We start from the raw sequence: 20,874 nt of genomic DNA on the forward strand, positions 1-20,874 counted from the left end.
CGTGGACCCGAGCGCCGTCCGGCATGCCCTGAGTCTTCTCGGCGGCGTTCCGGACCTCACCCTGGACCTCGTGCTCGACCGGGCGCAGTCCATGGATCTGTGGGCCCGGACCGTGCACGGCCTGCGGGAGACACTGAGCCGGGGGCCGCTTCCCGACCTCCGGGTCCGGACCGTCGACACGTCCGCACCGGGCGAGCTGCGGACCGGTGACACCGTCCAGCCCGTCCCGGGACAGCGGGTCCTGCTGTTGGTGAGCGACTGTGTGGCGCCTGCCTGGCACGACGGCCGTGCCCACGCCCTGCTCGACGAATGGTGCCGCTTCAGCGCCACCGCCGTCGTCCAGCCCCTGCCCCCCTCGCTGCGACACCGGGTGGGCGTCCCGCTCGCCCCGTTCCACTGGTCCGCGGCCCGGCCCGTCACCCCCACCGCATGGCTGACGTGCGGACTCCAGCCGGGCAGTCTGGAGGAGGCTGCCGGTCTCGAAGCGGACTGCGCCGTACCCGTACTGGGCCTGGAGGACGGCCGGTCCTTCACGGACTGGGCCCGTCTCGTGGCCGCCCGCACGGCCGACGGGTACGACGGCGAGGGCATGCCCCTCGGGCTCGCGCCCGGAGCCTGGGACGGCTTGGCCGCTGCCGCCCCGCCGACCGGACCGGCCGCCCAGGTCCGGACGCTCGAAGCCGTCGCGGGCCCTGCCGCGGTCCGGCTCGCCGCGCTGCTGGCGGTCGCCCCGCTGGTCACTCTCGATCTGATGCGCGCCACGCAGCGCAGCCTGCTGCCGGAGGCGGAGGAGACCGTCGCGGAGGTGTTCCACAGCGGTCTGCTGGTCCGCGCACCCGATCGCGACCGAGATGTCGAGGGGCAGCGCGCCCTTGTTCTCGTGGACGGGGCGGTCGACCTGCTCACCGAGATACTGACCCGTTCCGACAGGAGCCGCTCCAGGGATCTGGCCGAGGAGTTCCTGCCGCCGGAGGCATGGGCCCGGAACACGCGCCCGGTGCCGTCGTCCGTGCGGCCCTCGGACGCCGTCCGCCGCGACGGCCCCGCCCTGCGCGTCCGCTCCGCGCTGCCCGCCCGCAACCACCGCTTCGTCGGTCGTACGGCGCTGCTGGACACCGTCCGCTCCACCCTGCACCGGTCCGACGGCGACGGACTGTGCGTACTGCACGGCCTCGCCGGTGTCGGCAAGACCCAGACAGCCCTCGAGTACGCGCACCGTCATCGGGGCGACTACGACTTCGTCTGGTGGACCCAGGCCCGCGACGCCAGGGGACTCGGCCTCGCCCTGGCCCGGCTGGGCGAGGAACTGTCCGTCCCGCCCGGACCCGACGGCCTCGCCCCCGTCGAGGACGTCCTCGACCGGCTGCGGACCGGCCGCGTCGACCGCGGATGGCTGCTCGTCCTGGACAACGCCGACCCGCCGGCCCGGCTCACCCCGATGCTGCCGCTCGGCGCCGGCCACATCCTGATCACCAGCCGCCACATCAGCTGGACCGAGGAGACGGCGCATCCGTTACGCGTGGCCCCGCTGAGCAGGCAGGAGAGCCTCGCCCTGCTCCGCGCCCGCGCGCCCTGGCTCACCGACGACGAGGGGTACGCGGTCGCCGAGCGGGCCGGCTACCTGCCGCCACTGCTGATCCAGTTGGGCCGCTCCCTGTCCAAGCGCCGCCTCGACGTGGCCGAACACCTCGCCGGCTTCGACCGGCTCTGCGCCAAGCTGCTGCTGGCCTACGGCCTTCCCGACTACGACGTGAAGCTCGCGGTCGTATGGAAGCAGGCCGTGACGGAGCTGGCCGCCGCCGACCCGGACGCCGGCGAACTGCTGCGCGTGCTCAGCTGCCTGGGCACCGGTCCCGTCCCGTACGAACTGCTGTCCGCGGCGACCGGGTCGAAGCCGTCCGCCGGTTCCGACGGCGTGCTGCACGACAAGTTCGCCCTCCACCTGGCCCTGATGCGTCTGTCCGACGAGGACCTGGCCACCGTCGAGGGCGCGGGCGGACCGGTCGAGGTGCACCCCGCGCTCCAGACCGTGATGCGGGGCGTGGTCATGCGGCCCGACGAGTACGAGACCGCCGAGGAAGCCGCGTTGGGCCTGCTCTCGGCGGCCCTGCCCGCCGACCCCGGCACCCCGTCCGGCCGCGCCCGGATGACCGAGATCGCCCGTCGCCTGGACCTGCCCGCGGCCCTGCGCGCCCAGCCCGAGCGCACGTACGACCTCGTCCTCGCGGTCATCGACCATCACGCGGCCGTCGGTGACACCAGGGCCGCCGGCCGGCTCGCCCGCGCCGCACTCGATGTCTGGAGCAGGCGCTTCGGCGCGGATTCCGTCCGCATCGCCGCCCTGCGCGCCCACGCCGAACACCCGTCCCCGTCCCCGTCCCCGTCTTCGTTTCCGTCTTCGTTTCCGTCTTCGTCCCGCTGAACCGCCCGTACCACCCGAAGGAGCAGCCTTGCGCCCGCTGACCGACAACCCCATCTCCGACTTCGGCGACGACGCCTTCCGCTTCGAGCCCTACGTGGACGTGCTGCACGGAGCCGTCGAGCAGGCGATGCCGCTGCCCCTCACCGTCGGCGTGTTCGGTTCCTGGGGCACCGGGAAGTCCAGCTTCCTGCGGCTGTGGCAGCGGCGGCTGGAGGACCGGAAGGTGCGCACCATCTGGTTCAACCCCTGGAAATATGATCGCAAGGTCGAGGTGTGGGCGGCGCTGCTGCACACCATCCTGGCCGAGATGGAGGGCGAGGAGGGCCTGAAGGAGAAGGCCCTGCGGCTCGCCAAGGCCGCCACCTGGCTCTCGGTGCGCACGGGACTCGGCACGGCCGCCTCGGCGGCCACCGGCGGGATGATCAAGAGCGGTGACGTCGACTCCCTGCTCACCACGCTGTCCCAGGGCGACGCCGAGCAGTACCGCCAGATCAACCGGTTCGAGAACGACTTCCGGGACGCGGTGAGGGAGTTCGTCGGAGCGGACGGGCGGCTGGTGGTCTTCGTCGACGACCTCGACCGCTGTACCCCGGACTCGGCGATGACCGTGCTGGAGTCCCTCAAACTGTTCCTCGGCGAATCCCAGTGTGTGTTCGTCCTCGCCCTCGACCTCGACGTGCTGGCCGCCGTCGCCACCAACAAGTTCGGCGACGCCTTCAAGGACGCGCCCGCCGAGGTCGTCTCGGGTCTCGCCTACCTCGACAAGATCGTCCAACTGCCCTTCTTCCTCCCGGACGTGGGCTTCGACACCCTGCGCGAGGCGTTCACGCCGTACGTCCACCAGCCCATCGACGACGATGCCTTCTGGGAGCTGCTGCGGCGTGGTCTGGGCGCGAACCCGCGGCGGCTGAAGCGGTTCGTGAACGTCTTCAACATGGCGATGGAGGTGAGCATCGCCCAGGCGGGCGGAGCCTCGCTGGACAGGGCGTTCCACCTGCAACTGGCGGTTCTCCAGATGATCCGCAGTCGGCATCGCGCGTTCTTCCATGTGCTGGCCGCCGAACCGAGGTCCTGGGACACGCTGGCCGGATACTTCCGACAGGTTCAGGACGACCCCGCGGAACGCCCCCGGCTCCTGTCCGGTCTGCCCTCCGAGCTGCACCTTTTCGGCGCGGACCGGGCACTGGAGAGGCTGCTCACCCAGCGTGGCTCCCTGCGGGTGCCGCCGCCGACCCCGCAGACCGTCCGCGCGATGATCACGACGCTCCGTGCCACGGCCGGTCCCGACGGCCTCGGGTCGGCGGACGACTGAGGTACCCGCGACGTCAGCCGGGCACTCCCGCACCTCACCATCCCGGCCGCGCCCGCCGCCCGAACAGCAGGCCGCGCGGCTCCGGGGGCGGTGGGGTGCCCGGCTTGAGGGGCCAGGCCAGCAGCATGCCCGTGAGGAAGCCGACGACATGCGCCGCGTACGCCACCGTGCCCGCCTCGGAGACCCCCTCGCCGGAGGAGTACACCGCCTGGAGCGCGAACCAGAAGCCCAGCACCAGCCAGGCCGGCAACCGCAACGGCAGGAAGACCAGGAACGGCACCAGGACCCACACCCTGGCCCTCGGATACAGCACCAGATAGGCGCCGAGCACGCCCGCGATCGCCCCGGACGCGCCGATCAGCGGGTCGGTGGAGTCGGCGTTCAGCAGCGCGAAGCCGTATGACGCCGCATAGCCGCAGGCGACGTAGAACAGCGCGAAACGGATGTGGCCCATGCGGTCCTCGATGTTGTTCCCGAAGATCAGCAGGAACAGCATGTTGCCCAGCAGGTGCAGCCAGCCGCCGTGCAGGAACATCGCCGTGAACACACTCAGCACCGGCGACTTGGTGTAGTCCGGCGGGCCCAGCGGACAGCCGCCGCCGCGGACGGCGCCCGTCGGCACGAGCTGCGGGAGCTGATCGTGGATCAACTCGCGCGGCACGGCCGCGTAGTGCTCCAGGAAGGCGTGCAGATGGCAGGTCTGCGCCAGGGCGCTGTCGCCGGCCACGGAGCCCGACAGGCCCGGCATGAACCAGAAGACCAGCACGTTCGCCGCGATCAACGCGTATGTCACCACGGGCGTGCGGCGCACCGGGTTCACGTCATGGACGGGGATGACCACAAGGAAGTACTGCCCCCGATCCGTTCGTCGAATCGGTGAACGCGGTCGGCGGCGGCCGCGTATGAACCGGCAACTGCCCGCGGCCCGGGGAAGGCGGACCGTGGGGACGACGTGAGGAACAAGCGATGAACGACCGAGTTACCCCCGCGATGCACGCCACGCCCGACGGCGAGGCGGAGATCGCCCTGGTCATCCGGCTGCCCTGGGAGGACGTGGCCCGGCTCGGCCAGGAGGCCGGGCGGCTTGCTTCGCAGATGCAGCGGCCGGTGACCTTGGACGAGGCCGTCAGCCACCGGTTGCGTTCCCGGCCTGCGGCCGCCGCACATGCCAAGCCGGCTGAGCAGCCTGTCGCCGCGGCGCCGGTTTCCGCCCTGCCGCGGCTCGGTACGGCCTAGGCCGTCGTCAGGTCCGGGTGCGTGGGGGCTGGTCGCGCAGTTCCCCGTGCCCCTGGCTCGGCCGCCCTGCCCCGCGTAGCTTCGTCGCCGCCTTTCTGGCCGCCACCAGAACCGGGTCCCAGACCGGGCTGAACGGCGGGGCGTAGCCCAGGTCCAGGGCTGTCATCTGTTCCACCGTCATTCCGGCCGTCAGGGCGACCGCCGCGATGTCGACCCGCTTGGCCGCGCCCTCCCTGCCCACGATCTGGACGCCGAGGAGGCGGCCGGTGCGGTGTTCGGCGAGCATTTTGACCGTCATGGGGGAGGCGCCGGGGTAGTAGCCGGCGCGGCTGGTGGACTCGATGGTGACCGTCTCGTACTTCAGGCCCACCCTGCGCGCGTCCTTCTCGCGCAGGCCCGTGCGGGCGATCTCCAGGTCGCAGACCTTGCTGACGGCGGTGCCGACGACACCGGGGAAGGTGGCGTAGCCGCCGCCGACGTTGGTGCCGATGACCTGGCCGTGCTTGTTGGCGTGGGTGCCGAGGGCGATGTGGCGCTCCTGCCCGGAGACCAGGTCGAGGACCTCCACACAGTCGCCGCCCGCCCAGATGGCCCCGCCGGCAAGGGGTCCGCGCACCCGCATCGCCAGGTCGGTGAGCAGGCCGCCGTGTGCGCCCAGGGGCAGACCGGCGGCCCTGGCGAGGGTGGTCTCGGGGCGGACGCCGATGCCGAGGACGACCACGTCGGCCGGGTACTCGGCGTCCTTCGTCACCACCGCCCGCACCCGGCCGTCCTCGCCGGTGGCCAGTTCGGTGACCTCGGCGTCGTTGACCATGGTGATGCCGAGGCCCTCCATGGCCCGGTGGACCAGGCGGCCCATGTCCGGGTCCAGGGTGGACATCGGCTCGCTGCCGCGGTTGACGACGGTCACCTCGTAGCCGCGGTTGATGAGCGCCTCGGCCATCTCGACGCCGATGTAGCCCGCGCCGACGACCACGGCCCGCTTCCCCCGAGCGCGGGCCAGCGTGTCCAGCAGCGCCTGGCCGTCGTCCAGCGTCTGCACACCGTGCACCCCGGGGGCGTCCGCGCCCGGCATGTCCGGCCGGACCGGGCGTGCCCCGGTCGCGATCACGAGCTTGTCGTACGACGTCCAGTACGCCGACCCGGCCCCGGAATCGACGTCACGCGCGCGTACCCGCCGCCCGGGCACGTCGATCTCCGTGACCTCGGTGCGCAGCCGCAGGTCGATCCCGCGCGCGCGGTGCTGCTCCGGGGTGCGGGCGATCAGGTCGTCCCGGTCGGTGACGTCGCCGCCCACCCAGTACGGGATCCCGCACGCGGAGTACGAGGTGAAGTGGCCGCGTTCGAAGGCGACGATCTCCAGTTCCTCCGGCCCCCTGAGGCGGCGGGCCTGGGACGCCGCGGACATGCCCGCCGCGTCCCCGCCGATCACGACCAGTCGTTCCCGTCCAGGCATGCTCATACGAACACGCTACGGGGGAGGCGCACTTCAGTCCCCCTCGGGCCCGCCCGTGGGGCCGGTTCCGGTCGTCGGGCCCGCTTCGGTCTCCGTGCCCGCCGTCCGCCGGCGCGGCAGCCGCAGCCAGGCCAGCAGCAGCAGCGCGGCCACCACGAGGAACGGCAGTACCGCGCCGAAGACGACGGCGATCCAGCGCAGCATGCTCACGAACGCGTCCCAGCCGCCCGCCAGCGCGTCCAGGAAGCCCGGGTCGTCGTCCTCGGCCGCCTTCGGGGCAGGCTTCTCCGACAGGCTCAGCGTGATCGTCGCCAGGCTGGTGCGGTCCTTCAGGGACGCCTGCTGGGCGAGCAGCGCCTCCAGGTCGGCCTCCCGGCTGCTGAGTTCACCCTCCAGGGTGACCACGTCGCTCAGTTTGGTGGCCCGGTCCATGAGTTCGCGGACCCGGGCGACGCTGGCCCGCTGGGACTTGATGCGGCTGTCGACGTCGACGACCTGGTCGGTGACGTCCTGGGCCTTCGCCGTGCGCTCCAGCAGTTCGCCCGTGCCCTGGAGGGCGGAGAGGACCTCGTCGTACCGCTCGACGGGCACGCGCAGCACGACACGGGTGCGCTCGGTGCCGTCCCCGTCCCGGTTCGTGGTCTCGTCGCCGACGTAACCACCCGCGGTCTCGGTCGTCGTACGGGCCTCGTCGAGGGCCTTCGGAACGTCCTTGACCCGCACGCTCAGCGAGGCGGTGCGGATGATCCGGTTCGCGGTGAGTTTCGGCGCGGACGAGGCCTGGGAGCCGCTCGCCCCGGCGCCCGCCTTGGCGTCGGACCGGTCGACCTCGCCGGCGGCGGCCTTGTCGGCGAGGCTAGAGCTGTCGCCTCCCGAGTCGCTCGCACCGCTGCACCCGGTGAGCGCGAGCGCGGCGGCGAGCAGGACGCCGGCCAGGGCGTGGACGGGCCGTACGGATCGTCGTGCGTGCATGTGGACGTACCCCCGAGGGTTGTGACGACTGATGCTCCTTCGACGCCGGGGTGGGCCGGGACGTTGGACGGAATCGGTTCCGAAGAGGTCACGGTCGGGACTCGGAGGGGCCACATGGCCCTGGCGGCGGTGTCGGTGGGGTCTGAGAGAGTGGGGGACATGAGCGCAACGGGTACGCGTGCGGGGCAGCACGTCGTCGTCATCGGAGCCGGCATCGCCGGTCTGGCCGCCGCCCACCGCCTGCTGGCGCGCGGGGCGCGGGTGACCGTGCTGGAGGCCTCCGAGCGGGTCGGCGGCAAGCTGCTGCCCGGCGAGATCGCGGGCGTGCGCGTGGACCTCGGCGCCGAGTCGCTGCTGGCCCGCCGCCCCGAGGCGGTCGCCCTCGCGCGCGAGGCGGGTCTGACGGACCTGTTGCAGCCGCCCGCCACGGCCACCGCCTCGATCTGGACCCGCGGTGCGCTGCGCCCCATGCCCAAGGGCCATGTCATGGGCGTCCCCGGCACCGCGGCGGCCCTGTCCGGTGTGCTGTCCGACGAAGGCCTCGCCCGGATCGAGCGCGACGCCGACCTGCCGCGCACGGAGGTCGGCGAGGACGTCGCGGTCGGGGAGTACGTGGCGGCCCGCCTGGGCCGTGAGGTCGTCGACCGTCTGATCGAACCCCTGCTCGGCGGGGTGTACGCCGGTGACGCCTACCGCATCTCGATGCGTTCGGCCGTACCGCAGCTCTACCAGGCGGCGCTCACCCACACCTCGCTCACCGAGGCCGTCCGCGAGATCCAGGCCGGGGCCGCCGCGCAGCAGCAGACCGGACCGGTGTTCACGGGCATCGAGGGCGGGGTGGGCCGGCTGCCGCTCGCGGTCGCGGAGGCGGTCCGCGCGCGGGGCGGCGAGATCCACACGCGCGTGCCCGTCACCGGGCTGCGCCGCGAGCCCGGCGGCTGGCGGGTCACCACCGGCGAGCGCGCGCTGCACGCGGACGCCGTGGTCGTCGCCGTGCCCGCGCCCGCCGCCGCCGCGCTGCTGGCCGCCGAGTCCCCGGCGGCCGCCGCCGAACTGCGCACCGTCGAGTACGCCTCGATGGCCCTGATCACCCTCGCCTACCGCCGCTGCGAGGCCGCCCTGCCCGAGGGCAGCGGCTTCCTCGTCCCGCCGGTCGACGGCCGCACGATCAAGGCGTCGACGTTCGCCTCACGGAAGTGGGGCTGGATCGCCGAGGAGGACCCGGACGTGATCGTGCTGCGCACCTCCGTCGGGCGGTACGGCGAGACGGAGATCCTCGGCCGCGACGACGCCGGCCTGGTCGAGGTCTCCCGCCACGACCTGCGCGAGGCCACCGGCCTGACCGCCACGCCCCTGGAGACCCGGGTCACCCGCTGGACGGACGGCCTGCCCCAGTACCCGGTCGGCCACCACGCGCGTGTGGCCCGCATCCGTGAGCACGTGGCGAAGCTCCCCGGCCTCGCCGTGTGCGGCGCGCAGTACGACGGCGTCGGCGTCCCCGCGTGCATCGCGAGCGCCTACGCGGCCGCCGACCAGATCCACGGCGACCTGAGCGCCGTACAGGAGCTCACCGCCCACCCCGTGCAAAGTCTGCACGGCGGAGCAGGAGAATAAGAACCATGAGTGACGACGCCCCCACCACCGAGTCCGGCAGGATCCCGAACAAGGGCAAGCTGGCCAAGGACCTCAACGAGGTCATCCGCTACACGCTGTGGTCGGTCTTCAAGCTGAAGGACGTGCTGCCCGAGGACCGCGCGGGCTTCGCCGACGAGGTCCAGGAGCTGTTCGACCAGCTCGCCGCGAAGGACATCACGATCCGCGGCACGTACGACGTGTCCGGCCTGCGTGCCGACGCCGACGTCATGATCTGGTGGCACGCCGAGACCAGCGACCAGCTCCAGGAGGCGTACAACCTGTTCCGCCGCACCCGGCTGGGCCGCGCCCTCGAGCCGGTCTGGTCGAACATGGCGCTGCACCGCCCGGCCGAGTTCAACCGCTCCCACATCCCGGCGTTCCTCGCCGACGAGACGCCCCGTGACTACGTGAGCGTCTACCCCTTCGTCCGCAGCTACGACTGGTACCTGCTGCCCGACGAGGACCGCCGCCGGATGCTCGCCGACCACGGCAAGATGGCCCGCGGCTACCCGGACGTGCGCGCCAACACGGTCGCGTCCTTCTCCCTCGGCGACTACGAGTGGATCCTCGCCTTCGAGGCCGACGAGCTGTACCGCATCGTCGACCTGATGCGCCACCTGCGCGCCTCGGAGGCCCGTATGCACGTCCGCGAGGAGGTCCCGTTCTACACGGGCCGCCGCAAGTCGGTGCCGGACCTGGTCGCGGGCCTCGCGTAGAGCCGCCCCGAAGGGGGCGCGGGGAACTGCGGACCAGCCACAGCCGGTCCGCAGTTCCCCACGGCCTCACTTCTGCTTCGAGGCACCCGGTGTCGGCTCCACATGCCCGGTGCAGGCGGCCCGCCGCCCCGGCACCCGGTCCTCCAGCAGATACGCTTCGACGTGCCCGTTGACGCACTTGTTCGGCCCCCCGGCGATCCCGTGCGTCCCCGAGTCCCGTTCCGTCACCAGCACCGACCCCGACAGGCGCCGCTGCATCTCCAGCGCCCCGTCATAAGGCGCGGCGGCGTCCCGCTCGGAGGCGAGGATCAGCGTCGGCGGCAACTCACCGGGCCCGGTCCGCACGTCCACCGGCTTCTGCCGGGCCGCGGGCCAGTACGCGCAGGGCAGGTTCGCCCATACGTTGTCCCAGGTCTCGAACGGTGCCACGCGCGCGAGCCGGGTGTTGTCGCGGTCCCACACCTTCCAGTCCGTCGGCCAGGGCCCGTCGTTGCACTCCACGGCCGTGTAGACGGCGGCGGAGTTCTCCGACTCGGCCGCGGCCTCGGTCACCGGTCCGGCCTGTGCGATCAGCTCCTTCGGGTCGCCCCTCAGATAGTCCGACAGGGCCTGCGCCCGGTACGGCCAGTAGTCGTCGTAGTACCCGGCCTGCAGGAACGCGCTCTGCAGCTGCGCCGGTCCGACCTTCCCGCCGGCCGGCTCCGCGGCCAGCCGGGCCCGGGCCCGCTCATAGCTGTCCAGCACCTTCTCGGGCGTGTCGCCCAGCCGGTACACCGTGTCGTGCTTGGCGACCCACTCCCGGAAGTCGGTCCAGCGGCTCTCGAACGCCATCGACTGGTCGAGGTTGTTGCGGTACCAGATCCGCTCCGGGTCCGGGTTGACCGCCGCGTCGAACACCATGCGCCGTACGTGCGAGGGGAACAGGGTGGCGTACACCGCCCCGAAGTAGGTGCCGTACGACGCCCCCATGAAGGTGAGCCGCTTCTCGCCCAGCGCGGCCCGCAGCACGTCCAGGTCGCGGGCGTTGTTGACCGAGTTGTAGTGCCGCAGGCCGCTGCCGGACCGCTCGGCGCAGCCGCGCGCGTACGCCTTCGCCTCGGCGATCCGCTCCCGCTTGTACGACTCGGAGGGGTGGACGGGCGACTGGGAGGGGCCCTTGAAGAAGTTCTTGGGGTCCTGACAGGACACCGGGGCGGAGCGGCCGACGCCGCGCGGATCGTAGCCGACGAGGTCGTACGCCGCGCCGATGCGCTTCCACTCCGGGAGCAGGCCGGCCAGCGGGAAGTACAGCCCGGAGCCGCCCGGGCCGCCGGGGTTGAAGACCAGCGCGCCCCTGCGGGGCACCCGGTGCTTGCTGTTGCGCGGGTCCCGCTGGGTGGCCCTGACCCGGCTGACGGTCAGTTCGATCTGCTTGCCGTTCGGCCGCGCGTAGTCGAGCGGGACGCCGACCGTGCCGCACTCCATGCTGCCGGGCAGGTCCTGTGCGTCGGAGCACTTCCCGAAGGCGATGCCCCGGGCGGCGGCCCGGGCGGCGGCGAGCGCGACACCGGCGGGAGCGGCTCCGGCCCGCGGAGAGCCGGGGACGCCCGGGGTGGTCGGAAGGCCGCCGGCGGGGGCGGCGGAGAGGGTGGTCAGGAGCAGGGCTCCCATGGCCGAGTAGAGCGCGCCAGCTCTCATTCGCGTGTCCCTTCGGTGCGCTGCTGCGACAAAAGGGATGTTTCGTACGGCCGTGAGGGAAGGCAAGCACCGCCCCCGGGTGTCGGCGCCAATGCTCCAAGTGCGCCCCCGGGGAGGCGAACGCGCGGGGTGTCAGGGCTCGCGGTGGGCGAACGCGGCGCGCAGATCGGGCTCGTCGACCGCGCGGATGCCGAGGACGGCCACGGACGTCAGATACGAACGGTCGTCGCCCCCGGTGCCGTCCGCGCCGCCGGCCCGCCGGGCCAGGGTGCCCAGCAGGCGCTGTCCGGCCGGGGAGGCCCAGCGTGCATAGGGATGCACCTCGACCCGCGCTATCGCCAGACAGCTCAGGGTGAGCGCCAGGGGCAGCGCGAACCACAGGGCGATCAGCCCGCGCGGCATCCCCGTACCGTCGGAGGGCACCGGCATCAGCAGCGCGACCGCGCCCACCGCCAGCACGAACCCGGCCGCCAGCCGCACCTGACGCACCCCGGCCTCGACCGTCGTACGGGCCCCGTCGGGCACCGCGAGCCCCGCGCTGACCAGCCGGTCGGCGAGACCGCGCACCGCGTCGGCGGACGCCGCACCGGCCCGCGCCGGCGCGATCCGGGACTGCCCCTCGGGCCCGATGGCCCCGATCACCGACCGCTCCATCTCGTCGCGCCCGCGCGGGTCCACGACGGTCGCCCAGCCGGTGCGGGCGAGCAGCAGCCGCCGCTGCCGGGCCATCGACACCATCGTCAGATCGGCGACCCGGCCGGGTCCACCGGACAGGAAGGCCGCCTCGTAGAGCGTCAGGTCGTGTCCCCGACCCGCGAGCGCGTCCTCGGTGTCCACGGCCGCCGCACGGACGGCGGCCAGGCACAGCCGGGTGCACGACGTGCCCGCGGCGGCCCAGGCCAGCAGCAGGAGAAGGACCCAGAACATGTCACGTTTCTATGCCGTGTACACGGGAGAACGCCATGCCCTGTTCATCATCCGGACGGAGCGTTGTGGGTATGTGACGTTCCGCTTGACTCAGGACGGCGACGGCGTCAGTGGCACCACGACCCCGGGGGTGACCGTGGGCGCGGGCGTGCCGGTCGCCGTCAGGTCCCGGGCCAGGGCCTCGAAGTCGACGTACCCGGTGGCCTCCAGGATCTCGATGTGGTCCAGGACGGTCGTGTTGGCGTCGTCGGCGAGCGCCCGCACCAGCGAGTTCTGCGTACCGGCCCGCACCTGCGCGACGACGGTGAACACCCGGCCGTGCGCCAGCCGCAGGATGTTGGCGAACTTCCGGTCGAAGTCCACGCCCTGCGCCGCGTCCAGCTCCGCCAGCCAGGCCCTCTGCTGGTCGTTGGGCTCGTTCGGCAGACCGAGCCCCAGCTTCGCGGCCACGTCCCGCACCCGCTCGTCCAGGAACGTGTGCCCCTCGACGAGGTGCTGCCCCGCGGTCCGTACGGCCTCGGTCGTGCCCTTGCGCTGCGCCAGCTGCCCGGCGGGCAGCTCCCACAGCCCGGCCAGCCGGACCTTCGTGACGAACTCCCGGTCGAGCTCGGACAGCGGACCGTACTGCGTCAGCACGGTCTGCCCGTTCAGTACGTCCGCCCCGGTGACCCCGGTCGACGACTGGTTCGAGTACGACGCGACGGGGATGAACAACGCCACGCCGGTCATGGCCAGGCCCGTGACGATGATCCCGGTCCCGCTGAAGATGCCTCTGCCCTTGACGGGGGGTCGCGGTCGCATGGGGGCCTCCTGCTCACGGCACCGCACACCAGTGCGCTTCGGGTGCGAAAAGGCATATTACTGCCCGGCAACTTGGCACTCCGTGCGGGGGTGAAGGAAGCGTGAACGCCCTGGCTACCGCCGGATCAGCGCCCGGCCCACCCGCGCCAGCCGTGACCCCGACCGCGGTGCCGGCCCCGACCGGTCCAGCCACCAGGTACGCAGCTCCCGCCGGACCCGCCCCTGCGCCGGCGGCCCGTCGAGCAGCACCCGCTCGACGAAGTCCAGGGCGTCCTGCCGGTAGCCGCCGCGCATCGGATGGCCCTGGGCGTACGCGAGGAACGCCGGCCGGTACCCGTCGCCGAGGAGGACCGGCAGCTCCGGCGCCACCTTGGCCACCACCCCGGCCCGCTTCGCCGCGAGCGCCCTCGCCTGCACCCCGATCCGCACCCGGTCGAAGCCTTCCGGCACCGGCGTCCCCGCGACGAGCGCGGACAGCAGCGCGGCCTGGGCGAGCCCGACCCGCTGCCGGGTCACGTCGGCGACGCCGGGCACGGGCACGAGCGCCGGTGCGCCGGCGGGGCCGGCGGTGCGTGCCACGGTGGATGCGACGGGGGGTGCCACCGCGACGGCGGACACGGGTGCCATCGCGACCGCCGTTCCCGTCCCCCCTCCGTCGCCCCGCCCCGCCGGCCCGCGCCGTCCGGCCCGGGCCGCCCCCGCCGCCGCCCGCGCGTCCCGGCCGAGCCGTACCAGCTCCCGCTTGACCGCGAGCCGCTCCCCGTCCCGCACCGCGTCCCGGATCGTCTCCAACTCGAGTTCCAGCACGGCGGGTTCGGGGAAGTTCTCGTCGCGCTCCAGCAGTACCCCGGGCGGCGAGACCCGCGACGCGAGGTCGGTCAGGATGTCGAGGACCGGACGCGGCACGGGGTGGGCGTGGCTGTCGTGCCAGACGCCGTCCCGGGCGAACCCGCCCGCGACATGGACGTAGGCGATGGCCTCCAGGGGCAGTTCGTCGAGCGCCCTGGCGGGGTCCTCGCCGCGGTTGACGTGATTGGTGTACAGGTTCGCCACGTCGATGAGCAGCCGTACGCCCGTCCGGTCGGCCAGCTCGTACAGGAACTGTCCCTCCGTCATCTCCTCGCCCGGCCAGGCGATCAGCGCGGCGATGTTCTCGACGGCCAGCGGCACGGGCAGCGCGTCCTGCGCGATACGGACGTTCTCGCAGAGCACGTCGAGGGCGTCCCGGGTGCGCGGCACCGGCAGCAGATGACCGGCCTCCAGCCGCGGGGTCGCGGTCAGCGGGCCGCCCGCGCGGACGAACGCGATGTGCTCGGTGACCAGCGGCGACCCCAGGATCCCGGCCCGCTCGGCGAGCGCCGCGAGCCGCCCCCCGTCCGGCCGTTCGGCGCCGCCGAGCCCCAGCCCGACGCCGTGCGGGACGACGGTGACCCCGCGCTCGCGCAGCCGTACCAGGGACGCGGGGAGGTGTCCGGGGCAGGTGTTCTCCGCCACGACCTCGACCCAGTCGATGCCCGGCATCCGCTCCACCGCGTCCGCGATCTCCGGCCGCCAGCCTATGCCCGTTCCCAGTCGTGCCATGGTCACCGCCTCCTTGGTCCCCCCTCGGTGGTGACGGTGGTATGACCCCGCCGCCGACCGCCGAACCACCCGGCGCCCACCTTCAGAGCTACATTTGAGGTTCAGCGCAGGGCCGGATGATCCGCCACGACGGTGCAACTGCCCGGCGCGATCTCGGTGAACCCAGCGTCCCGTACCAGCGGCAGCCCGCTCGTCGTCAGCTCCCGCCACCGTTCGGGGCCGGCGGTCCGCACGGCGAGCGCGAAACCGGACGCGCGCCAGGCGCTCCGCTCCTCCTCCGGCAGCTCCCACCAGGCGAGCTGGGCACCGTGCCCGGCCTGCGCCATCGCCTTGCCGGCGGACATGTCGAGCTCCGGGTTCAGCCAGATGACCGGGACCGCGGGGTCGGCCTCGGCCGGCGGCTCCGGGTCGTCGAGATCGGTCCCGGAGACCTGGAGCCGGGCCAGGTCCTTGGGCCACCCGTCCAGCGGCACGGGCGGAAACACCCGCACCTCGGCGGTCTTCCCGCCGACGGTGACCCCGTCCAGCGCCTCGGCCCGCCGCCACTCGGCCCCACGGGCCCGCCGCACGACCTTGCGGATCCGGGCGTCCTGCCAGTCCCGCACGGCCTGCGCCCACGCGCCGTCGTCCAGCGACCTCTCGTCGCTGAGCATGACGAGCACGGCCCGGGCGGCGGTCTCGAGCGCGTCGGTCCGGGCGGGCGGCGCGCTCTTCTCCATCCGTACGACGAGGGGAAGGACGTACTGCGGCGCGGAGTCGCGAGGACTGGCCTCGGGCCGGAAGGGGCTGTCGTCGGGGGACTGATGATCGGGGCTCACACCAGCCAACTCTAAGGGGCCCGGGGAACTGCGCGACCAGCCACGAACAACCCGCACGCGCGATACGACAGGATGACCTCCCATGGACCGCGCCCTACGCCTCACCAACGCCGGCCGCCGCTACGGCTTCCGCGGCCCCTGGGTCATCCGCAACATCGACCTGCACGTCACCCCCGCCACCCTCGTCCGCGTGGAAGGCCCCAACGGCAGCGGCAAATCCACCCTCCTGCGCCTCCTCGCCCGCGTCGACGCCCCGACAGAGGGCCGCGTGAGCGGCCGCCCCCGCACGGCCTACGTCCCCGAACGCTTCCCGGCCGCCCTCCCCTTCACTTCCTTCGACTACCTCACCCACCTCGGCACGATCCACGGCCTCACCCCGCCCTCGGCCAGGCGCGCCGCAGGCGACTGGCTGGACCGCTTCGGCGCCTCCGCCCACGCCCGCACCCCCATGTCCCAGCTGTCGAAGGGCAGCAGTCAGAAGGTCGCCGTCGCCCAAGCCCTCCTCGCCGAGCCGGAGTTGCTGATCCTGGACGAGGCGTGGACCGGCCTGGACACCGAAGCACGCGCCGAACTGGAGAGGGCGGTCGCCGAACGCACGGCCGCCGGCGCCGCCGTCGTCTTCGTCGACCACGACCCCCGTCGCCTCACCGGCACCACGGACGCCGTGTACACGGTCGGCGACGGCACCCTTCACCGCCGTGCCGCAGCAGGCGAAGGCGGAGGCGGCGGACCGTCCGTCGGCCCCGAGGGCCCGCACACCACGATCGAGGTGCGGGGTCCCGCACCCCTCCCGCCGGAGGCGGTGGGCAGGGCCACCGTGACCGAGGGGACGGCCGACCGCACCCACCGCCTCACCGTCCCCGCCTCCCACTCCGACGTCGTCCTCCGCGCCCTGTTGACCGCCCGCCCGCCCTACCACGTGGTGAGCGTGCGCCCGTCCGACCCCGAAGGCCCCCGATGACCGCCCTGCTGCGCTACCAGACCGCCCTGCTCCTGCGCTCCCAGCGCTGGCTGCCGCCGTTCCTGCTGTACGTCGTCTTCCTGGGCATCGGTGTGCAGGGCGGCCAGCCGCTGCTGGACTCGCTCGGCTGGACGGCCGCCGTGCTGCTGCCCACCGCCGCATGGCTGGTGCGGATCTGCGTCATGGGCGAGCCCCCGGCCGCGCGGACCGTCGTGGCGGCGGCGGCCGGGCCCGCCCGGGCGCACCTCGCCGCCGTCCTGACCGCGCTGGCCGCGGCCGTGCTCCTCGGTACCGTCGCCACGGCGGTGGTCGTGTTCATCAGCGACCCGGTCGGCGCGGACCATCAGCGCCGCGTCCCCGTCCCCGAGGCCGGCGCGGCCGGCTTCCTCGCCGCCCTGACCTGCGCCCTGCTCGGCACGGCCGTCGGCGCGCTCACCGCCTCGCCCGTCCTGCGCTCCACGGGCCGGGCCGTCCCGGCGCTGCTGCTGGGGGCCCTGCTGGCGCTGGTGGTGAGCGGCTCCCCGGCCCACGCGGCGGTCACCGGCCTGGTCACCGGCTCCCGCTCGGCGACGGTCGGGCTCCCGCTGCTCCCGCTGCTCCCGCTGGCCGGCGCCGTCCTCGTCACGGCCGCGGCGGTCGCGGCGGCCTGCGCGCTCACCTCCCGCAGATCACCCTGAACAGGCAGATCACCCTGAACAGGCGGTCCGCTGCGCCTCCTGCCACTCACAGACCGGGCACAACGTGATCCCCCCGTACGACTCCGGGTACTCCGTCGGCTCCCGGCACAGCACACACTCCGCGTACGGCGGCCCGTCCGCCCTCGGCGGCCTGGTCGGGTCGGTCAAGCAGTAGGCGGCGTCCTCACTCATCCCTCCAGCGTATGACTCTCACGACGACGCCCGGACGGCGCCGATCAGCTCCGACACCTTCACGAACCGGTACCCCCGCCGCCGCAGCTCGGGCACGATCGCCCGCACCGCCCGCTCGGTCACCGGCGCGGCGCTGCGGGTGCAGTGCATGACGACCACGGACCCCGGCCGCACCCCGTCCAGCACCTCCCGGGCCACCGCGTCGGCGTCCGTCGCGAAGGCGTCCCCGCTCACCACGTCCCACTGCACCGCGGTCACCCCGAGTCCGCCGACCGCGCGCAGCGCCCGCTGGTCGTAACAGCCGCCGGGGAACCGGAAGTACGGCATCGCGTCCGGCACCCCCACCGTGCGGAACGCGGTGTACGCCCGCTCCACGTCCGCCCGCATCCGGTCCTCGGAGACGGTCGGCAGGCCGTAGCAGTCGTCGGTGAACGCGTAGTGGCTGTAGGAGTGGTTGGCGACCTCGAACAGCGGGTCCCGCCCGATGGAGCGGGCCTCGGCCGGGTACTCCTCGGCCCACCGCCCGGTCATGAACACGGTGGACGGCACCTTCAGTCCGCGCAGCGCCGAGATCAGCCCCGGGTTGTCGAAGTGCTCCCCGCCCGCCGCCCGCGGTCCCTGATCGGCGGTCATGTCGGCGTCGAAGGTGAGGGCGACGGTCTTGCCGAGCGTGCGCGGACCGTTCTTGAACACCGGGGTGAGCCCGGCCGGCCCGGGCGCCAGGGTCGGCGCCCGGGAGGGCTCGGCGGAGGCCGGGTCCGAGGGAGAGGCCGGGTCCGAGGGAGAGGCCGGGTCCGAGGGAGAGGCCGGGTCCGAGGGAGAGGCGGAGGCCGAGGAGGGGGCGGGTGCCGACGGGCGGGCGGCCCGGGGGGCCGGGGAGGTGCCGCAGGCGGCAAGTGCGGCGCCGAGGGCACAGACGGCGGCCAGACGACGTACAGGAATGATCACCGTACGAACATACGAGAGATCAAGTCTTAGTTATGACCATAGGACTCCGACACTTCCATCGGCGTCACTCATCCGCCTCCGGCGGAAGCGGCGGAGGCACCGGAGGTTCGAGGGGCTGCTCCGCACGGGGTCCCGCGGGCGGGCCCGGCTGCTGCGGGGCCCGCTCCAGGAAGCGCAGCAGCTCCACCGGGATGGGCAGCACCAGTGTGGAGTTCTTCTCCGCCGCCACCGCCATCACCGTCTGGAGCAGCCGCAGCTGGAGCGCGGACGGTGTGTCGGCCATCTGCTGGGCCGCCTCGGCGAGCTTCTTCGACGCCTGGAGCTCCGCGTCCGCGTTGATGATCCGGGCCCGGCGCTCCCGGTCGGCCTCGGCCTGGCGGGCCATGGAACGCTTCATGGACTCCGGCAGGGACACGTCCTTGATCTCGACCCGGTCGATCTGCACGCCCCAGCCGATGGCCGGACTGTCGATCATCAGCTCCAGGCCTTCGTTGAGCTTCTCCCGGTTCGACAGCAGATCGTCCAGCTCGCTCTTGCCGATGATCGAGCGCAGCGAGGTCTGCGCCATCTGGGAGACGGCGAACCGGTAGTCCTCGACGTTGATGACCGCCGCCGCCGCGTCCACGACCCGGAAGTAGACCACCGCGTCGACCCGCACGGTCACGTTGTCGCGGGTGATGCCCTCCTGCGCCGGAATGGGCATGGTCACGATCTGCATATTGACCTTGCGCAGCCGGTCCACGCCGGGGATCACCATGGTGAACCCCGGCGTGCGCGTCTGCCCGCGCAGCCGGCCCAGCCGGAGCACGACCCCGCGCTCGTACTGCTTGACGACCCGCGCGGCCGCCCCGAAATACACCAGGCTGACCGCACCGGCCGCCAGGATCGCGCCGAGCACTTCCTCGAACATGACGACCTCCTCGACAGAGGGCCGTTCTGTCTGCATATGCAACGATATGCCCGCCGTCCGGCCCGGGGCCACGCCCCGGGCCACGGACCGGACGACGGTGTCCCACGGCCCTCGGGCCGCCGCAGCCGAGCCCCTCAGACCGCCGTGGTCCGGACCGGCTCCGTGACCCTGACGGGCTCGGTGCCGGCCGCGCTGTGCTGCTGGGCCCAGGACTCCAGGGCCGTGCGGCAGGCGTGGTCGAGGTGGTGCAGGCCGGTGAGGTTCAGCTCGACGGGACGGTCCTGCGGGAGGGCCTCCAGGCTGTCGAGGATCTTCGGCAGCCGCAGGAAGGTCGCGTTGCCCGACAGATGCGCCTGGACCGGTCCGGCGCCCTTGTCGACCACCTCCAGCCGGATGTGCGAGGCCTCCCAGGCCGTCTTCACCACGGCGAGCGCCAGACCGATGAGGACACCCTCGAACATGCTGACCGCGACGATCGACACGGCCGTGACGACCAGGATCAGCGCCTCCCCGCGGTGCTCGCGCCACAGGGACGCGATCGCGCGGAGCGGGACCAGCTTGGCGCCGGCGTGGACGAGGATGCCGGCCAGCGCCGGGATCGGGATGTAGGCCAGAGCGTCCGGCAGCAGGGCCGCGAACAGCAGCAGCCACACGCCGTGCAGCACCCGGGACGCCTTGGTGCGGGCGCCCGCCTGGACGTTGGCGGCGCTGCGCACGATCACCGCGGTCATCGGCAGCGCGCCGAGCAGCCCGCAGAGCGCGTTGCCCGCGCCCTGCGCGACCAGCTCCCTGTCGTACTCGGTGCGCGGCCCGTCGTGCAGCCGGTCCACGGCCGCCGCGCTGAACAGCGACTCGGCGGACGCGATCAGGGTGAAGGCGACGATCGTGCCGAGCAGTCCGACGCCCGCGAGCTCGCCGAAGGCGGACAGCGGCGGCGGCTGGATCGAGCCGAGCAGGCCGTGCACCTCCACGGTGGCCACCGGCAGGTCGAGCAGCAGAGCGGCGAGGGTCGCCAGACCCACCGCGGCGAGCGGTCCCGGCACGGTGCGCACCTTCGCGGGCAGCCGCTTCCACAGGACGAGGACGGCGACGGTTCCCGCGCCGAGCGCGAGCGAGGCCGAGGCGCCGGAGCTGCCGAACGCGTCCACGAGCGCCCCGGGCAGGCCCGCGATCTTCTCCGGGCCGGAGTCCGGGGCCTTGGCGCCGACCAGCGCGTACAGCTGGCCGGCGATCAGCACCAGACCGATCCCGGCGAGCATCCCCTCGACGACGGAGACCGAGATGGCCCGGAAGTACCGGCCCAGCCTGAGGGCGCCCATGGTGATCTGGAGGGCGCCCGTGGCGAGGACGATCACTCCGAGGGCGGGCAGGCCGAACTCCCGCACCGCCTCGAAGACCAGCACGGTCAGTCCGGCCGCCGGTCCGGAGACCTGGAGGGAGCTGCCGCGCATCAGACCGGTGACGATGCCGCCGACGATGCCGGTGACGAGCCCGAGCTCGGCCGGCACGCCGGAGGCCACGGCCACGCCCACACACAGCGGGAGCGCGACCAGGAAGACGACGAGCGAGGCGGCGAAGTCCTGCCGCAGGTGGGGGAACCTGGCTATTCGGGTGTTCTTCGGCTGGGTCATCG

General features: G+C 73.2%; 19 protein-coding genes. 7 read left to right on the top strand and 12 right to left on the bottom strand.

The window, feature by feature from the left end; translation table 11 throughout:
- Position 1: 1 nt before the first annotated feature.
- Both fxsT and AQJ64_RS01250 read left to right on the top strand, forming a co-directional pair.
- Positions 2-2,422: an FxSxx-COOH system tetratricopeptide repeat protein gene (gene fxsT, locus AQJ64_RS48855; protein WP_055636964.1), complete on the top strand. Its 2,421-nt coding sequence runs from the start codon at positions 2-4 to the stop codon at positions 2,420-2,422.
- Between the two features lie 28 nt (positions 2,423-2,450).
- Positions 2,451-3,734 carry a KAP family P-loop NTPase fold protein gene (locus AQJ64_RS01250; RefSeq protein ID WP_055636963.1) on the top strand — a complete coding sequence of 428 codons (1,284 nt, stop codon included), beginning with the start codon at positions 2,451-2,453 and terminating at the stop codon, positions 3,732-3,734.
- A 34-nt stretch (positions 3,735-3,768) separates the two neighbouring features.
- On the opposite strand, the gene AQJ64_RS01255 is transcribed toward AQJ64_RS01250, so the two are convergent.
- Positions 3,769-4,575 carry a rhomboid family intramembrane serine protease gene (locus AQJ64_RS01255; protein WP_055636962.1) on the bottom strand — a complete coding sequence of 269 codons (807 nt, stop codon included), beginning with the start codon at positions 4,573-4,575 and terminating at the stop codon, positions 3,769-3,771.
- 125 nt (positions 4,576-4,700) lie between these two features.
- Here AQJ64_RS01255 and AQJ64_RS01260 point away from each other — a divergent pair, with 125 nt between their 5' ends.
- Positions 4,701-4,970, top strand: a complete 270-nt coding sequence (locus AQJ64_RS01260) for a hypothetical protein (protein ID WP_055636961.1) — start codon at positions 4,701-4,703, stop codon at positions 4,968-4,970.
- Between the two features lie 7 nt (positions 4,971-4,977).
- Here AQJ64_RS01260 and AQJ64_RS01265 read toward each other — a convergent pair whose 3' ends face one another.
- Together AQJ64_RS01265 and AQJ64_RS01270 are read right to left on the bottom strand one after the other, a co-directional pair.
- A complete protein-coding gene (locus AQJ64_RS01265; RefSeq protein ID WP_055636960.1) occupies positions 4,978-6,432 on the bottom strand; it encodes an FAD-dependent oxidoreductase in 1,455 nt (484 codons plus the stop codon).
- A 27-nt stretch (positions 6,433-6,459) separates the two neighbouring features.
- Positions 6,460-7,398: a DUF4349 domain-containing protein gene (locus tag AQJ64_RS01270; RefSeq protein WP_055636959.1), complete on the bottom strand. Its 939-nt coding sequence runs from the start codon at positions 7,396-7,398 to the stop codon at positions 6,460-6,462.
- Between the two features lie 159 nt (positions 7,399-7,557).
- Between AQJ64_RS01270 and hemG the strand changes: the two genes are divergently transcribed.
- Together hemG and hemQ are read left to right on the top strand one after the other, a co-directional pair.
- Positions 7,558-9,012 (top strand): protoporphyrinogen oxidase, encoded by a 1,455-nt coding sequence (hemG, locus tag AQJ64_RS01275; protein ID WP_055636958.1) that lies wholly within the window; start codon positions 7,558-7,560, stop codon positions 9,010-9,012.
- Positions 9,013-9,017: 5 nt separating this feature from the next.
- Entirely contained in the window at positions 9,018-9,749 is a 732-nt protein-coding gene (hemQ, locus tag AQJ64_RS01280; RefSeq protein ID WP_055636957.1) for a hydrogen peroxide-dependent heme synthase, read from the top strand.
- A gap of 66 nt (positions 9,750-9,815) precedes the next feature.
- On the opposite strand, the gene AQJ64_RS01285 is transcribed toward hemQ, so the two are convergent.
- The 5 genes from AQJ64_RS01285 to AQJ64_RS01305 all read right to left on the bottom strand — a co-directional run bounded on the left by AQJ64_RS01285 (position 9,816) and on the right by AQJ64_RS01305 (position 15,562).
- Positions 9,816-11,426 carry an alpha/beta hydrolase gene (locus AQJ64_RS01285; protein WP_055636956.1) on the bottom strand — a complete coding sequence of 537 codons (1,611 nt, stop codon included), beginning with the start codon at positions 11,424-11,426 and terminating at the stop codon, positions 9,816-9,818.
- Between the two features lie 132 nt (positions 11,427-11,558).
- The gene (locus tag AQJ64_RS01290) at positions 11,559-12,353 is read right to left on the bottom strand and encodes a TIGR04222 domain-containing membrane protein (protein ID WP_055636955.1); all 795 of its coding nucleotides are present in this window, start codon (positions 12,351-12,353) and stop codon (positions 11,559-11,561) included.
- A gap of 90 nt (positions 12,354-12,443) precedes the next feature.
- On the bottom strand, positions 12,444-13,154 hold the full coding sequence (locus AQJ64_RS01295; RefSeq protein ID WP_055636954.1) for a DUF4142 domain-containing protein: 711 nt from the start codon (positions 13,152-13,154) through the stop codon (positions 12,444-12,446).
- 114 nt (positions 13,155-13,268) lie between these two features.
- Positions 13,269-14,735 (bottom strand): MbnB/TglH/ChrH family RiPP precursor modification enzyme, encoded by a 1,467-nt coding sequence (locus AQJ64_RS01300; protein ID WP_059202320.1) that lies wholly within the window; start codon positions 14,733-14,735, stop codon positions 13,269-13,271.
- 101 nt (positions 14,736-14,836) lie between these two features.
- Positions 14,837-15,562 (bottom strand): peptidyl-tRNA hydrolase, encoded by a 726-nt coding sequence (locus tag AQJ64_RS01305; RefSeq protein ID WP_397803263.1) that lies wholly within the window; start codon positions 15,560-15,562, stop codon positions 14,837-14,839.
- 73 nt (positions 15,563-15,635) lie between these two features.
- Between AQJ64_RS01305 and AQJ64_RS01310 the strand changes: the two genes are divergently transcribed.
- On the top strand, positions 15,636-16,514 hold the full coding sequence (locus tag AQJ64_RS01310; RefSeq protein WP_055637241.1) for an ABC transporter ATP-binding protein: 879 nt from the start codon (positions 15,636-15,638) through the stop codon (positions 16,512-16,514).
- Positions 16,511-17,191, top strand: a complete 681-nt coding sequence (locus AQJ64_RS01315; RefSeq protein ID WP_055637240.1) for a hypothetical protein — start codon at positions 16,511-16,513, stop codon at positions 17,189-17,191. The genes AQJ64_RS01310 and AQJ64_RS01315 overlap by 4 nt, the downstream gene beginning before the upstream one ends.
- Before the next feature lie 9 nt (positions 17,192-17,200).
- Here AQJ64_RS01315 and AQJ64_RS50430 read toward each other — a convergent pair whose 3' ends face one another.
- From AQJ64_RS50430 to AQJ64_RS01335, 4 genes are all read right to left on the bottom strand, one after another.
- The gene (locus tag AQJ64_RS50430) at positions 17,201-17,383 is read right to left on the bottom strand and encodes a hypothetical protein (protein ID WP_055637239.1); all 183 of its coding nucleotides are present in this window, start codon (positions 17,381-17,383) and stop codon (positions 17,201-17,203) included.
- Between the two features lie 18 nt (positions 17,384-17,401).
- The gene (locus AQJ64_RS01325) at positions 17,402-18,331 is read right to left on the bottom strand and encodes a polysaccharide deacetylase family protein (RefSeq protein WP_107120586.1); all 930 of its coding nucleotides are present in this window, start codon (positions 18,329-18,331) and stop codon (positions 17,402-17,404) included.
- 64 nt (positions 18,332-18,395) lie between these two features.
- Positions 18,396-19,241, bottom strand: a complete 846-nt coding sequence (locus AQJ64_RS01330) for a slipin family protein (protein ID WP_059202321.1) — start codon at positions 19,239-19,241, stop codon at positions 18,396-18,398.
- 134 nt (positions 19,242-19,375) lie between these two features.
- Positions 19,376-20,872, bottom strand: coding sequence for a SulP family inorganic anion transporter (locus AQJ64_RS01335; RefSeq protein WP_059202322.1), 1,497 nt, complete (start codon positions 20,870-20,872; stop codon positions 19,376-19,378).
- Positions 20,873-20,874 lie beyond the last annotated feature (2 nt).

The organism is Streptomyces griseoruber, from assembly GCF_001514205.1.
Taxonomy (GTDB): Bacteria; Actinomycetota; Actinomycetes; order Streptomycetales; family Streptomycetaceae; genus Streptomyces; species Streptomyces griseoruber.

Bases quoted from the DNA above. Each gene is read 5' to 3' on its own strand.
- AQJ64_RS01260 (WP_055636961.1), top strand. From the start codon at position 4,701: ATGAACGACCGAGTTACCCCCGCGATGCACGCCACGCCCGACGGCGAG.
- AQJ64_RS01265 (WP_055636960.1), bottom strand. From the start codon at position 6,432: ATGAGCATGCCTGGACGGGAACGACTGGTCGTGATCGGCGGGGACGCG.
- AQJ64_RS01270 (WP_055636959.1), bottom strand. From the start codon at position 7,398: ATGCACGCACGACGATCCGTACGGCCCGTCCACGCCCTGGCCGGCGTC.
- hemG (WP_055636958.1), top strand. From the start codon at position 7,558: ATGAGCGCAACGGGTACGCGTGCGGGGCAGCACGTCGTCGTCATCGGA.
- hemQ (WP_055636957.1), top strand. From the start codon at position 9,018: ATGAGTGACGACGCCCCCACCACCGAGTCCGGCAGGATCCCGAACAAG.
- AQJ64_RS01285 (WP_055636956.1), bottom strand. From the start codon at position 11,426: ATGAGAGCTGGCGCGCTCTACTCGGCCATGGGAGCCCTGCTCCTGACC.
- AQJ64_RS01290 (WP_055636955.1), bottom strand. From the start codon at position 12,353: ATGTTCTGGGTCCTTCTCCTGCTGCTGGCCTGGGCCGCCGCGGGCACG.
- AQJ64_RS01295 (WP_055636954.1), bottom strand. From the start codon at position 13,154: ATGCGACCGCGACCCCCCGTCAAGGGCAGAGGCATCTTCAGCGGGACC.
- AQJ64_RS01300 (WP_059202320.1), bottom strand. From the start codon at position 14,735: ATGGCACGACTGGGAACGGGCATAGGCTGGCGGCCGGAGATCGCGGAC.
- AQJ64_RS01310 (WP_055637241.1), top strand. From the start codon at position 15,636: ATGGACCGCGCCCTACGCCTCACCAACGCCGGCCGCCGCTACGGCTTC.
- AQJ64_RS01315 (WP_055637240.1), top strand. From the start codon at position 16,511: ATGACCGCCCTGCTGCGCTACCAGACCGCCCTGCTCCTGCGCTCCCAG.
- AQJ64_RS50430 (WP_055637239.1), bottom strand. From the start codon at position 17,383: ATGAGTGAGGACGCCGCCTACTGCTTGACCGACCCGACCAGGCCGCCG.
- AQJ64_RS01330 (WP_059202321.1), bottom strand. From the start codon at position 19,241: ATGTTCGAGGAAGTGCTCGGCGCGATCCTGGCGGCCGGTGCGGTCAGC.
- AQJ64_RS01335 (WP_059202322.1), bottom strand. From the start codon at position 20,872: ATGACCCAGCCGAAGAACACCCGAATAGCCAGGTTCCCCCACCTGCGG.